Below are 12,542 nucleotides of genomic sequence, written 5' to 3'. Positions count from 1 at the left end.
TCCGCCGGAGAGGCAACACATCAACAGCGTGTACCAGGGGAGTCGCACAGTGGCACGGAAGCTCGCCGTGATCGGAGCCGGACTCATGGGGTCCGGGATCGCCCAGGTGTCCGCGCAGGCGGGCTGGGACGTCGTTCTGCGCGACGTCACCGACGAGGCGCTCAACCGTGGCATCGGCGGCATCGAGGCGTCGTACGACAAGTTCGTGAGCAAGGGGAAGTTGGCGGCCGGGGACGCCGAGGCGGCGCTGGGGCGGATCACCGCCACCACCGACCTCGACGCGGCGGCCGACGCGGACATCGTCGTCGAGGCCGTCTTCGAGAAGCTGGAGGTGAAGCACGAGATCTTCCGGGCGCTCGACAAGGTCGTCCGCGAGGACACCGTGCTCGCCTCGAACACCTCCGCCATCCCGATCACCAAGATCGCGGCGGCCACCGAGCGGCCCGAGCGGGTCGTCGGCGTCCACTTCTTCTCGCCGGTGCCGATGATGCAGCTCTGCGAACTGGTGCGCGGCTACAAGACGAGTGACGAGGCGCTCGCCACCGCGCGGGAGTTCGCCGAGTCGGTCGGCAAGACCTGCATCGTCGTCAACCGTGACGTCGCCGGGTTCGTGACGACCCGTCTCATCTCCGCCCTCGTCGTCGAGGCGGCGAAGCTGTACGAGTCGGGCGTCGCCACCGCCGAGGACATCGACCTCGCCTGCAAGCTGGGCTTCGGCCACGCGATGGGGCCCCTGGCCACGGCCGATCTGACGGGCGTCGACATCCTGTTGCACGCCACCAGCAACATCTACACCGAGTCGCAGGACGAGAAGTTCGCCCCGCCGGAGCTGATGCGCCGGATGGTGGACGCCGGTGACATCGGACGCAAGAGCGGGCAGGGCTTCTACACCTACTGACGCGGATCCGGCTGACGCCGGCCCACGCGTCACGGGCGGCCCCTCCCACGCATGTGAACGCATGAGCCTCTCCGGGTTCACCCCTTGAGGTGAATTCGGTATCGGTTCGCTCACAGACGGCAACCTGTCGGTGTCAAACGCCGTCAGACGTTGCATCACCCACATCACGGAGTACGAGACGCACTCACGGGGAGCGCTTATGTACATCAGGGGCGACCACGCCGAGCTGGTCGTCGGGGGCCGCCTCGACGTACGCAGCGCGGCGGACGCCCGTACGGTCCTGCACTCGGCCGTCGACGACGGCGTCGGCGACCTGGTGCTCGACCTGTCAGAGCTGGACTCCTGGGACGCCACCGGACTCGGGGTGATCATGGGAGCCCACCGGCGGGCGGGACGGTGCGGACGGCGGCTCGTGCTGCGCGATGTGCCGCCGCAGATGCAGCGGCTGCTCGTGGCCACCCGGCTGCACCGCATCCTCGCGATCGAGGGCGGAATCGGTCTGGAGTCATTGCCCCGCGTGTGAACGCGTGTGCGGGTTCGTACGTATGGCTCCGTGTGTGCGGGACATCCGTTCGGCCTGGCCCCTCCGGTCGTCATGGGGGTCATGAGACCTGATGGACCAGAGCGGACCATGAGGGCGAAACGCACCACGCTCGCAATCCTCACGAGACTGTGATGTCTCGGACGGCGCGGGACCCCGGACTGTCGGAGATACTGTGCGAAGGTTTAGGGTTCGGCTGCCCGCTGCCAGCTACCCTCGAGCGGGTTCCGGACCAGAAGCGACAGCGCGGTGTGCGACACGGCCGGGAGGGGCTCCAGCACACGAGACGCTTTTGGGGGGCTAGGACCGATGGACCCGAACAACCGGGGACCCGCAGAGCACGGCCATGACGACGGACAGGCGCCGAGCAAGCGTCCGCCACGGGACGCGCTGACGCAGGACTTCGACCGGCACGCGCCGGCGCTCGCCCGCACCGTCCAGCTCGTCTCGGGCGACTTCCTGCTCACCGTCAACCCCGTCGACGGCAGCGAGATAGAGAACTGCCCACCGGGCGAACTGCCTGGTCAGCCCGTGAAACACACACCCGCCGAGCGTGCCGCTCTCGACCGCGCCGGCCGGCCGCCGGTGCCCCCGGGCCCCTCGCTGCCCCAGCTGCCCCTGCTCCACCGCGACGAGGAGAGAGCACGGCTCGTACGGCTGCTCGCGCGCGGCCGCTCCGTGCGCCTCACCGGAGCCCCCGGCTCCGGTCGCACCACGCTCCTCGACGCGGTCGCCCAGGACTGCGCGGATCTGGCCCCCGACGGCGTCGTCCGGCTGAGCGGTTTCCGGCGCACGGTCGACGACCTGCTGTACGACCTGTTCGCAGCCGTGTACAGCACACCCCTGTTCCGGCCCGCCCGGCAGCAGATCCTCGACATCGTGAAGGACATCGGCGCGGTCGTCGTCCTGGACGACCTGGAGTTCGGCGGGATCGCGCTCGACGAACTGCTCGACGCCACCCCCGAGTGCGCCTTCCTGATCGCTGCCACCCCCGGCATCCCGCTGCCCTCCAACGACGCGCCCCTGGAGGAGATCCTCCTCGGCGGCTTCGACCGCGCCGGCAGCGAACAGCTCCTGGAGCGTGTTGTCGGACGGCCGCTCACCGAGGACGAGGCGAACTGGGCCGGTGACCTCTGGTTCGAGTCCGAGGGCCTGCCGCTGCGCTTCACCCAGGCCGGCGCGCTGCTCAGGCAGCGGGACCGGCAGCGGGCCGGCGCGGACGCCGTCGACGAGTTCGGGGTCTTCCAGGAGGCACCGCCCGTCGACCTGCCCGTCGACGCCGTCCCGGACGGACACGACCTGCCCCTGCCGTCGCTCGCCGAGGGGGCCGCGCCCGCCGCGCTGCTCGCCTCCCGGCTGAGCGCCTCGGCCCGCGAGACCCTCAGGTTCGCCGTCGCGCTCGGCGGCGAGATCCCGCACCAGGCCCACCTGCCCGCCCTGGTGGGCGACACCCACGCCGACGCCGCCCTCGGCGAGCTGGTCGGCTGCGCCCTGGTGACACCTGTCGGCGCCCGCTACCGGCTCGCCGCCGGGGTGCGGACGCAGCTGGAGGCCGCCGGGTACGCCGACGACACGGAGGCGCGCGCCCACACCGCCGCCCAGCACTACGCCTGGTGGGCCGGGCACCCCTCGGTCACCCCCGAGCGGGTCTCGGCCGAGGCGGACGCCGTCCTGGCCGCCCTCACCGCGCTCGTGCCGACGACGGTGCCGCCCGGCGAGGACGAGGAGAGCGCCGCCGTGGTGCTGGCCCGGCAGGCGGCGCCCGCGTTCGCCGCCGGGCTGCTCTGGACCGCCTGGGAGCGTTCGCTGCGGGCCGGCGCGGAGGCCGCCGGTCTCGCCGGTGAGACCGGCGAGCAGGCCTACTTCCACCACGAGCTGGGCGTCCTCGCGCTCTGCTCCGGGCAGTTGGAGCGGGCCCGGGCGGAGCTGGAGGCCTCCATCGGGCTGCGCAACGTCCTCGCCGACAAGCGCGGCACCGTCGCCGGACGCCGGGCCCTCGCCCTGGTCGCCGACCGCTCCGGGGCGACACCGCCCGGCGGGCGCACGGCGGCGGGGGAGGAGGTGCCGGACGCCCGTCACGAGGAGTCGGCCTCACCGCCCGGGGGCGTGCCGTCCGCGTACCCGCCGCCCGGCTCGACCGGCGCGGGACTCGGTACGGCGGGCCTCGGCGCGGTCGGCCACGGGGCCACGGCGTCGAACGGGACCGGTTTCGGTACGCCGACCGGATCGGGGGCGTGGGGATCGGGCGCGGCCGGGAACGGCAAAGCCGTCTCGGCGCCGGCGGCCAAGGACACGACGCTCGTCACCCAGCGGGTGGGCTCCACGTCGCCCGCGCACCGGCTGAGCAGCCTCAAGGGCCTTGTCGGCGGTGCCCGGCGCAACCTGGTCGCGGCGGGTGCCGGTGCGCTCCTCGCGGCCGTGCTGGGCACCGTCGTGACCCTCGGCGCGACCTCCGACCGCAACGGCGACACCCCGGCCGAGCGGGTCGGCGTCAACCCGTCCGCCAGCGAGGGCACCGACGATGGTGGTCTCGTCGCGGACCGCCCCAAGGCCGGGGACGAGGACGACACCCCGGGCGCCCTGCCCGAACCGACGGACCCGGGCCCCGACGGCACCTACGGCACGTCGGACGACCCGACACCGACCGACACGGCGGGGCCGTCGGACGACCCGAGCGGGACGAAGGGGCCGTCGGGCAAGCCGACGCCGTCCCCGTCGAAGACCTCGCCGAAGCCGAAGCCGACGCCGTCCGAGACCGATGACGGGTCGGAGTCGCCCTCGTCGACCCCGACCCCCACGCCGACCCCCACGCCCACCCCCACGCCCACACCGAGCGGGGGCGGAACCGAGGACCCACCGCCGGACGACACCAACAGCGCCAGTGCGTCGACCTCCGGCGGGCCCGTCGAGTCGACCACGGCGGCGGGGGCCCCGGCCGACTCGCCCGACGGCACGGTGGCCTGACGGCAAGGGCCCCTCGTGACCCGCGTGAGCGATACGTTCTCGCGGGTGGGGCCGGCCTCCGCGCCGCCTCGCGGGTACGGCTACAGGAGCGCGGGTACGGCCACCGGGCCTCCCGGTTGCGGCCTCCGGGCCTCGCGGGTCGGGGTCTCTCCTGGCGGAAGGGGCGCCGAAGGCTTGGCCGATGGAGATCAGGGACCGGTGATCAGGAACGGCTCCGCGCCTGCTCCTCGGCGAGGCGGCGGCGGGCGTCCGACCAGGGGATGGGCAGCTCGGCCACGGGGGCCCGCCAGAAGGTGAAGACCGAGTCCTTCATCGTGGGCCGGAGGCCGATCATGATCGACCGGTGCGGTTCGGTCCTCGCGTACTCGTAGAGCGCGTCCTTGTCCTCCCACGCCGACAGCGTCCAGAACGTGCGCTTCAGGGGCTCGGCGATCAGGGAGGCGCCGTAGGCACCAGGAGCGCGGGAGACCTGCTTCCACGCGGACAGGGACTGGAGGAAGAAGCGCGGTACGTCCTTGAACGAGCGGACCTCCAGCCGGGAGGCCATGACGAACGCCTCGGTGTCCGGTGCGGGGGTGCTGACCGTGGTCCAGCGCAGGGTGGGCATGGCTGTGGCCCTCTCCGGGGAGATGTTGGATACCTTCACTATCTATGTTAGACAGTGAAGGTATCCAACTTCTAGTGCGGGGGACGACCGATGCGTATCTCCGAGCTGAGCCGCCGCAGCGGAGTCTCCGTCGCGACGATCAAGTACTACCTTCGTGAGGGGTTGCTCCCGGCCGGGCGGCAGATCTCGGCGACGCAGGCCGAGTACGACGAGAGCCATGTGCGCAGGCTTCGGCTGATCCGTGCGCTGATCGGGGTCCGGGGGCTGTCCGTCAGCACCACCCGGGAGCTCCTGGGCGCCCTGGCGGAGCACGCCGGGGACACCCACCTCCAACTGGGGCTGGCCCTCGGGGCCATCAGGCTTGCGGAGGAGTCCGCCGAGGCCCCCTCCGAGACCGGGAACGTCGACGCCCTGGTCGAGGAACTGGGCTGGAACGTGCACGAGGCCGCCCCCGCCCGCGCGGTCCTCGCCGAGACCCTGTCCACGCTGCGCACCCTGGGCGCCCCGCTCGACTGGCAGGTGCTGCTGCCGTACGCCCGCCTCGCGGAGCGCACGGCGACCCTCGACCTCGACCAACTCGACGGGATCGAGGACCCGTTGGAGGCCGCCGAGCGTGCCCTGCTGCTGACCGTCCTCCTGGAGCCCGCGCTGCTGGCGCTACGGCGCATGGCCCAGGAGAACGAGTCGGCCCGCCGGTACGCCGGCGACTAGACCCCCAGCCCGCGGAGCAGTTGGGCGCCGGCTCGTGGACGGAGGGGAACCCGGCCCCGTGCGAGCCGATCTGGTCGTGGAACTGCTGATCGGAAGGGAAGTACCCGCCGCACAGCTTCACCCGGGGCCGGCGTGGGCCCCGACGGGGGCCTCAGGGCCCGTCGGCCGTTCCCCGGGCGGCGGCGTCGGCGACCGCCTCTAGAAGCGTCCTGAAGATCTTGAAAATGCGCCCGGCTTGCCCTACTTGATGGTGATTGACATTTACCGGCAATCCAGGGTGAGTCGGGCGGCCAGAGCAAGATCTTCAGCGGTCTCCTAGGCCCTGTCGTCACATTCCCGCCTGCCCCGCGACGCCATGCACGCGCTCTCGACGTACCGGGCACTGACCCGAGTACGTCCGGTACGCCGGTCAGTGCCCGGCACGCCGAGAGCGCGCTCCCCCGGTCTCGGCTGCGCTCGACCGGGAGGTACCCCCACGACGCCGCGGGGCCGCCCTTCGGGCGACGACGGGAATGTGACGACAGGGCCTAGAACAGACGCAGTTTGTCGTCCTCGATGCCGCGCAGGGCGTCGTAGTCGAGGACCGCGCAGCCGATGCCGCGGTCGGTGGCGAGGACGCGGGCCTGGGGCTTGATCTCCTGGGCGGCGAAGATGCCGCGGACCGGCGCCAGATGCGGGTCGCGGTTCAACAGCTCCAGATAACGCGTGAGTTGCTCCACGCCGTCGATCTCACCGCGCCGCTTGATCTCCACCGCCACGGTCGCGCCGTCGGCGTCCCGGCACAGGATGTCGACGGGGCCGATGGCCGTCATGTACTCGCGGCGGATGAGCGTGTAGCCCTCGCCGAGGGTCTCGATGCGGTCGGCGAGGAGTTCCTGGAGGTGCGCCTCGACGCCGTCCTTGATCAGCCCGGGGTCGACACCCAGCTCGTGCGAGGAGTCGTGGAGGACCTCCTCCATCGTGATGATGAGCTTCTCGCCCGCCTTGTTGATGACGGTCCAGACGCCCTGCTCGTCCCCGGAACCCTCCTTCAGGGTGCAGGGCGGCGACATCCAGTTGAGGGGCTTGTAGGCCCGGTCGTCCGCGTGGATCGAGACGCTGCCGTCCGCCTTCACCAGGATCAGGCGGGGGGCCGAGGGGAGATGGGCGGTGAGCCGGCCCGCGTAGTCGACGGAGCAGCGGGCAATGACGAGACGCATGGTCGGCAACGCTACTCGACGCCGACGGGTGCGCGCGATTCGACCGCCGCAACAGCCCGCGCCCGAGTTCCCTCCTTTGCCGGCGCGCCCCGGCGGGCACCGCTCGACAGGCCCGGCGTCCCCGCCCGGCGCCTGTCGCGCACCGTCACGTCCTCCCGTCTCTCACGTGGGCCTTCGTCGTCCCCCGGCATGTGCCGCTGTCAACTCCTGTTCGGCATTGGCTGATTGTGTGCGTCACACGCCCAGTCGGTGCGCGCAATCTCCTGGTGCGGTCACGTTCGGTTGCCTACCGTAGAAACTGGAGGTCGCGAAGCGTGCACTCTGCGTGGTCGCCGACCCGATCTCCGCCCTTGTCCGTCAACCCCTGTTGTCGTGGGGGTGCGAGAGGAGTACCCATGTCGCTCGACGTCTCACCGGCCCTACTCGAACAGGCCGAGCGAGGCGAGGTCGACGAAGCCGCCTTCGTCGACTGCGTCCGGACCTCCCTGCCTTACGCGTGGGAGATGATCAGCTCCCTGGTGGCCCAGCTGAAGGTCGACGGCGGAGAGTTCGCCGACAACCAGACGCCCCCGCCGGACGAGCAGGCGCGCGGGCAGTTGCTGCGCGCGCTCGCCAGTGACGCGATTCGCGGCGCGCTGCAGCGGCACTTCGGTGTACGGCTGGCCTTCCAGAACTGCCACCGGGTGGCGGTGTTCCCACTGGACCCGTCCGCGGACGACAGGCTGGCCCGCTTCACCTCGATCCGCGGCCAGCTCCTCAACCAGTCCCCGGAACTCCGGGACTGCTGAGGGCATGACGCGCCACAGCTTGCCGCTCCCATTGCGGGAGGTGCATCGGTAACCGGGGCGGCAAGCTCTCCGCAGTGGCTCAGCCGAGGTGAGGCAGCACCTCGGCACCGAGTCGCCGTACGTTCTCCTCCGTCGCCGCCAGATCGCCGGAGCCCTCGACGAGCAGGGCGAAGCGGGAGATGCCCGTCCGCTCGCTCGTCGCCGCGAGCCGGTCGGCGCACAGCCGTGGGGTGCCCACCGGGTGCAGCCCGCAGAGGAGTTCGGTGTAGGACAGCGGGTCCCGCATCGCGCGGGCGCGGCCGTCGACGGTCACATGCGCGTCGAGGCCCTGCTTCAGCCAGCCCGGCATCGCCTTGGTGAGCGCCTCCACGGCGTCGGTGCGCCGGTCCGCGATCTGGCAGACGCCGGCCGAGACATGGGCCGCGCCGGAGATCTCCTCCGGCGAACGGCCCGCCGCCCGGGCGCAGGTGCGCCACAGCGCGACCATCTCCGCCTTCTCCTCGTCCCCGACGTGCATGCCGAGGAGCATCGAAAGACCGCGCTCGGCCGCCAGTTTCACGCTCGTCGGTGAGGTGCAGGCGACGACGACCTCCGGACCCGGGGTCTCGTCCAGGTCCTCCGCGGGCCTCGGGACGACCGGGACCTCACGGAAGCTGAATCGTTCCCCCGATGCCGACACCAAGGGCTCACGCAGCCAGCGCATGAGCAGATCGAGTGATTCCGGGAAGCCCTTCTCGTACGCCTCGAGACCGGAGCCGAACACCTCCAGATCGACCCACGGCCCGCCGCGCCCGACGCCCAGGGAGAAGCGCCCCCCGGAGGTCACGTGCAGCAGCGCGGCCTGTTCGCCCAGGGCCACGGGGTGCGTGGTGGGCAGTACGCTGACCGCCGTGCCGACCCGGATGCGCCGGGTGCGCCCCAGCAGCAACGCGGCGAGCGTGATCGCCGACGGACAGGTGCCGTACGGCACGAAGTGGTGCTCGGCCAGCCAGACCGCGTCCAGGCCCGCCTCGTCGGCCACTTCCGCGGTCCGTACCGCCCGGTGGAGCGCCTCCCCCTGGCCTTGGCCGGGGAACTGGGCGCCCAGTACAAATGTTCCTACGTGCATCGCTCTTCCTGCTTCCTCGGCTCCGACTCGGGAGCTCCCCCACCGGCATAACCCCGTGACACGTGCCGAAGACACGGCCTGGCGACGAGATTTGCGGATTGTCTGCAGAATGCGCCGGGCGGAGGGCGTTCTGAGGGGATTGGCGACGTACGCGTACCCCCACCGGGCCCGCGTAGGCTGGACACCAACCCTGCTCCCTGTATAGCCCCGTGAGGTGTCCCGTGTCCCCGCGTCGCAACCGCCCCAAGGACAATGCCTCGTCGGGGCTGTCGGGTCCGTCAGGCCGCAGTGCGGAGGAGGACCGGGCGGGCCGGTACGGCGGCTGGCAGACCAGCGAGCCCTGGCGGGGCGAGGAGTGGAGCGTGCGCCATGTGGCGGGCGCGAGCGCGGCCGGCAAGACCTACCGCTGCCCCGGCTGCGACCAGATGATCCCCTCGGGGGTGCCGCACGTCGTCGCCTGGCCCGAGCACTCGGGCGTCGACGAGCGCCGGCACTGGCACAAGGCCTGCTGGAACGCGAAGGACCGCCGTACCTCGCGGGTGCAGCGGTCCCGTAACGCGCCGAGGTTCTGACACCTCGCGGACTCCCGTCGTCGTCCTCGGTCAGACGTCCCGCTTCTCCAGCAGGGCGTACGCGCCGACGAACCCGGCCGCCACCAGGGCGAGCATGATCCACAGCGGGTCCCAGCCCGACGGGCCGGACTGGCTGATCTCCGCACCGTAGAAGACGCTGAGCTGACTCGGGATCGAGTACTCCAGCAGGAACTCCTGCACGTCCCTCAGCGACTCCGAGAACATGAAGATCGCGATGACCAGCGGCGCGAGGAAGACACCGAGCATGATGGTGATCGCGCCGGCGGAGTGCCGGATCAGCGAGCCCATCAGCAGCGACAGCAGTCCGAAGAGCGCGAGGAAGAGACTCACGCCGACCGTGGCCTTGAACCACTCCTCGCCGTCGGGGCTCGCCACGCCGCTGCCCTCCAGGATCGCCACCTGGGCGAAGCCGACGAACGCGGTGGTGACCAGGGTGACGGTGAAGGTGAGCGCGAAGAACACGATGGCCTTCGCGAACAGCACCCGGCCCCGGCTCGGGCAGGCCGTCATCGTGGTCCGGATCATCCCCGTGCCGTACTCGGACGCGGTGGTCAGCACCCCGAGCGTGATGACGCAGACGCTGCCGATCATCAGTCCGAACAGACCGAGGCCCAGCGGTGACTCGCCCTCCAGGTTCATGTCCGTGGAGGCGGCGATCATGGCGAAGAGCAGACCGAGGCCGACCACCAGGACGACGAAGACGCCCAGCGTCCACAGCGTCGAGCGGACCGACTTGATCTTCGTCCACTCGGAGGAGATCGCGTGCCCGAGGTGGGTGCGCACGATCGGGATCGGTGAGGTGTACGAAGTGCCCGGCGCGCCCTGCCAGGCGGGGGCGGGCGGCTGCTGCGCGAGGTGCGGCTGGGGCGTGCTCATCGGGCGTCCTCGGACTTCGTCAGGTCGGCGGCGGGCGCGGGGGCCGCGGGTGCGGGGGAGGGGGCCGACGCCGGGGTCGGCGCGGCGGCGGGCTGCGCGGGTGCCTGGGGCGCGGCCGGGGGCGCGGACTGGGCGTACGGGTTCGGCTGGGGCTGCGCGGGCGCCGACGCGGGCGCCCCGGGCGCCGGAGCACCGTAGGGACCGGCCGGCGGCTGGCCCTGCGGCGCCGGGTGGCCCTGCGGCGCGTACGGCTGGCCGCCCTGCTGCGGTGCCGGAGGCGCGTACCAGCCCGGCTGGCCCTGTCCGGGTACCGGCATCGGCGGCTGCGCGCCGGGCGGCAGGGGCTGCTGCAGGCCTGCCTTCTGGTCGGTCGTCGAGCGGTAGTCGACGGCGCCCTGCGTCATCCGCATGTACGCCTCCTCCAGCGAGGCCTGGTGCGGCGACAGCTCCCACAGCCGTACATCGGCGCCGTGCGCGAGGTCGCTGATCCGGGGGAGCGGCAGACCCATGACACGCAGTGCCCCGTCCTGCTCGGGCAGCACTTGGCCCCCCGCCTCGGTCAGCGCCGCCGTCAGCTTCTCGCGCTGCTGCGGTTCGCTGTCCGGGGTGCGGACGCGCGCGAAGTCGGCGGAGTTCGCCGAGATGAAGTCCTTGATGCTCATGTCGGAGAGCAGCTGCCCGCGCCCGATCACGATCAGGTGGTCGGCGGTCAGGGCCATCTCGCTCATCAGGTGCGAGGAGACGAAGACCGTGCGGCCCTCGGCGGCGAGCGCCTTCATCAGGTTGCGCACCCAGAGGATGCCCTCGGGGTCGAGGCCGTTGACCGGCTCGTCGAAGAGCAGCACCTGGGGGTCGCCGAGCAGGGCGGCGGCGATGCCGAGCCGCTGGCCCATGCCGAGGGAGAAGCCGTTGGAGCGCTTCTTGGCCACGTCCTGCAGGCCGACGACACCGAGCACCTCGTCCACCCGGCGGGCCGGGATGCCCGACAGCTGGGCCAGGGACAGCAGGTGGTTGCGGGCGTGCCGGCCGCCGTGCACCGCCTTGGCGTCGAGGAGCGCGCCGACCTGGCGGGCCGCGTTCGGCAGCTTGCGGTACGGGTAGCCGCCGATCGTCACCTGCCCGGAAGTGGGATTGTCCAGGCCGAGGATCATGCGCATCGTCGTCGACTTGCCCGAGCCATTGGGGCCCAGGAAGCCGGTGACGGCCCCTGGCCGCACCTGGAAGGAAAGGTTGTACACGGCCGTCTTGGCGCCATAGCGCTTCGTCAGGCCGACTGCCTCGATCATGCTCCGCACCCATCGAACGGTTTCGTGACGTCTCGGACTCGTCTCAGGACGTCGGGGCGCACGCCCCCGTAAGGATTAGGAGCTTATCGGTGCGCTGACGGTTCCGCCCAAGAGGAAGCAAAACCTCGCAGGTCACGGGCCGGTTGCTTTGGCATGTACGTAACCGCTGGTCAGACGCCTGATCGCCTGATCGCCTGATCACGCGTCGCGTCGCTTCAGTGTCAGATATCCGCCGAGCAGGGCCGCGGCCACCCACAGCGCCATGACGGCGAGACCGCCCCAGGGCCCGTACGGGGTGTCGTCGTCCACCGGGGTGACCACCTGCATGATCTTGCTGCCGGCTTGGTCGGGGAGGTAGCGGCCGACCTTCTCGGTGGCACCGACGTTGCCGAGGATGTTGGAGATCAGGAAGAAGAACGGCATCAGGATGCCGAGCGACAGCATCGGGCTGCGCAGCATCGCCGCGACGCCCATCGAGAACACCGCGATCAGGGTCATGTAGAGCCCGCCGCCGAAGACCGCGCGCAGCACACCCGGATCGCCGATCTCGGCCCGGTACGGGCCGAGCATCGCCTGCCCCAGGAAGAACGTCACGAAGCTGGTCACGAGCCCCACCGCGAAAGCTGGTGCGGTGGCCACCGCGATCTTGCTGAAGAGGAAGGTGCCGCGCTGCGGCACGGCGGCGAGCGAGGTCCGGATCATGCCGGTGCTGTACTCGTTCGACACCACCAGCACGCCGAACACGATCATCGCCAGCTGGCCGAGGGCCATGCCCGCGAAGCTGATGAAGGTGGGGTCGAACGAGAGCCGGTCGTCGCGGCTCAGATTGTCGAACTCGTTCTTCGACAGCAGGGAGATCAGCACGCCGAGCGCGGCGGTGACGAGCCCGGCCAGCGACAGCGTCCACACCGTGGACGCCACCGAACGGATCTTGGTCCACTCCGAGCGGACGACCTGGACGGCGGCCATGG

At 71.4% G+C, this 12,542-nt stretch carries 12 protein-coding genes; 6 read left to right on the top strand and 6 right to left on the bottom strand.

The annotated features are described in order from the left end of the window. The first annotated feature begins 49 nt into the window (after nt 1-49). The 3 genes from P8T65_RS14380 to P8T65_RS14370 all read left to right on the top strand — a co-directional run bounded on the left by P8T65_RS14380 (nt 50) and on the right by P8T65_RS14370 (nt 4,403). Nucleotides 50-898 carry a 3-hydroxyacyl-CoA dehydrogenase family protein gene (locus tag P8T65_RS14380; protein ID WP_316725792.1) on the top strand — a complete coding sequence of 283 codons (849 nt, stop codon included), beginning with the start codon at nt 50-52 and terminating at the stop codon, nt 896-898. A gap of 199 nt (nt 899-1,097) precedes the next feature. Next, entirely contained in the window at nt 1,098-1,421 is a 324-nt protein-coding gene (locus P8T65_RS14375) for an STAS domain-containing protein (protein ID WP_316725791.1), read from the top strand. A gap of 327 nt (nt 1,422-1,748) precedes the next feature. Beyond that, nucleotides 1,749-4,403 carry an ATP-binding protein gene (locus P8T65_RS14370; protein WP_316725790.1) on the top strand — a complete coding sequence of 885 codons (2,655 nt, stop codon included), beginning with the start codon at nt 1,749-1,751 and terminating at the stop codon, nt 4,401-4,403. 202 nt (nt 4,404-4,605) lie between these two features. Here the strand turns inward: P8T65_RS14370 and P8T65_RS14365 are convergent, their stop codons facing one another. Further along, nucleotides 4,606-5,010: a DUF3291 domain-containing protein gene (locus P8T65_RS14365; protein WP_316731585.1), complete on the bottom strand. Its 405-nt coding sequence runs from the start codon at nt 5,008-5,010 to the stop codon at nt 4,606-4,608. A 90-nt stretch (nt 5,011-5,100) separates the two neighbouring features. On the opposite strand from P8T65_RS14365, the gene P8T65_RS14360 reads away from it, so the two are divergent. Continuing rightward, nucleotides 5,101-5,721 (top strand): MerR family transcriptional regulator, encoded by a 621-nt coding sequence (locus P8T65_RS14360; protein ID WP_316725789.1) that lies wholly within the window; start codon nt 5,101-5,103, stop codon nt 5,719-5,721. Between the two features lie 527 nt (nt 5,722-6,248). Here P8T65_RS14360 and nucS read toward each other — a convergent pair. Next, nucleotides 6,249-6,920, bottom strand: coding sequence for an endonuclease NucS (nucS, locus tag P8T65_RS14355; protein ID WP_184899481.1), 672 nt, complete (start codon nt 6,918-6,920; stop codon nt 6,249-6,251). Nucleotides 6,921-7,315: 395 nt separating this feature from the next. On the opposite strand from nucS, the gene P8T65_RS14350 reads away from it, so the two are divergent. Beyond that, entirely contained in the window at nt 7,316-7,708 is a 393-nt protein-coding gene (locus P8T65_RS14350) for an SCO5389 family protein (RefSeq protein ID WP_316725788.1), read from the top strand. Nucleotides 7,709-7,787: 79 nt separating this feature from the next. Here the strand turns inward: P8T65_RS14350 and P8T65_RS14345 are convergent, their stop codons facing one another. After that, the gene (locus tag P8T65_RS14345; protein WP_316725787.1) at nt 7,788-8,816 is read right to left on the bottom strand and encodes an LLM class flavin-dependent oxidoreductase; all 1,029 of its coding nucleotides are present in this window, start codon (nt 8,814-8,816) and stop codon (nt 7,788-7,790) included. A gap of 221 nt (nt 8,817-9,037) precedes the next feature. Here P8T65_RS14345 and P8T65_RS14340 point away from each other — a divergent pair, with 221 nt between their 5' ends. After that, nucleotides 9,038-9,388 (top strand): ATP/GTP-binding protein, encoded by a 351-nt coding sequence (locus P8T65_RS14340; RefSeq protein ID WP_316725786.1) that lies wholly within the window; start codon nt 9,038-9,040, stop codon nt 9,386-9,388. Nucleotides 9,389-9,418: 30 nt separating this feature from the next. Here the strand turns inward: P8T65_RS14340 and P8T65_RS14335 are convergent, their stop codons facing one another. The 3 genes from P8T65_RS14335 to P8T65_RS14325 form a co-directional block, all read right to left on the bottom strand. Then, nucleotides 9,419-10,285, bottom strand: a complete 867-nt coding sequence (locus tag P8T65_RS14335) for an ABC transporter permease subunit (RefSeq protein WP_316725785.1) — start codon at nt 10,283-10,285, stop codon at nt 9,419-9,421. Then, a complete protein-coding gene (locus tag P8T65_RS14330) occupies nt 10,282-11,571 on the bottom strand; it encodes an ABC transporter ATP-binding protein (protein WP_316725784.1) in 1,290 nt (429 codons plus the stop codon). Before P8T65_RS14330 ends, P8T65_RS14335 begins: the two co-directional genes overlap by 4 nt. A 198-nt stretch (nt 11,572-11,769) precedes the next feature. Further along, nucleotides 11,770-12,540 (bottom strand): ABC transporter permease, encoded by a 771-nt coding sequence (locus P8T65_RS14325; RefSeq protein ID WP_316725783.1) that lies wholly within the window; start codon nt 12,538-12,540, stop codon nt 11,770-11,772. Between the last annotated feature and the right edge of the window lie 2 nt (nt 12,541-12,542).

The sequence above is a fragment of the Streptomyces sp. 11x1 genome (assembly GCF_032598905.1).
Taxonomy (GTDB): domain Bacteria; phylum Actinomycetota; class Actinomycetes; order Streptomycetales; family Streptomycetaceae; genus Streptomyces.
This window is presented reverse-complemented; position numbering and strand designations above follow the sequence as displayed.

Excerpts from the sequence above, each read along its gene's own strand:
- nucS (WP_184899481.1), bottom strand. The coding sequence starts at position 6,920 with ATGCGTCTCGTCATTGCCCGCTGCTCCGTCGACTACGCGGGCCGGCTC.
- P8T65_RS14335 (WP_316725785.1), bottom strand. The coding sequence starts at position 10,285 with ATGAGCACGCCCCAGCCGCACCTCGCGCAGCAGCCGCCCGCCCCCGCC.
- P8T65_RS14345 (WP_316725787.1), bottom strand. The coding sequence starts at position 8,816 with ATGCACGTAGGAACATTTGTACTGGGCGCCCAGTTCCCCGGCCAAGGC.
- P8T65_RS14370 (WP_316725790.1), top strand. The coding sequence starts at position 1,749 with ATGGACCCGAACAACCGGGGACCCGCAGAGCACGGCCATGACGACGGA.
- P8T65_RS14325 (WP_316725783.1), bottom strand. The coding sequence starts at position 12,540 with ATGGCCGCCGTCCAGGTCGTCCGCTCGGAGTGGACCAAGATCCGTTCG.
- P8T65_RS14365 (WP_316731585.1), bottom strand. The coding sequence starts at position 5,010 with ATGCCCACCCTGCGCTGGACCACGGTCAGCACCCCCGCACCGGACACC.
- P8T65_RS14360 (WP_316725789.1), top strand. The coding sequence starts at position 5,101 with ATGCGTATCTCCGAGCTGAGCCGCCGCAGCGGAGTCTCCGTCGCGACG.
- P8T65_RS14375 (WP_316725791.1), top strand. The coding sequence starts at position 1,098 with ATGTACATCAGGGGCGACCACGCCGAGCTGGTCGTCGGGGGCCGCCTC.
- P8T65_RS14330 (WP_316725784.1), bottom strand. The coding sequence starts at position 11,571 with ATGATCGAGGCAGTCGGCCTGACGAAGCGCTATGGCGCCAAGACGGCC.
- P8T65_RS14350 (WP_316725788.1), top strand. The coding sequence starts at position 7,316 with ATGTCGCTCGACGTCTCACCGGCCCTACTCGAACAGGCCGAGCGAGGC.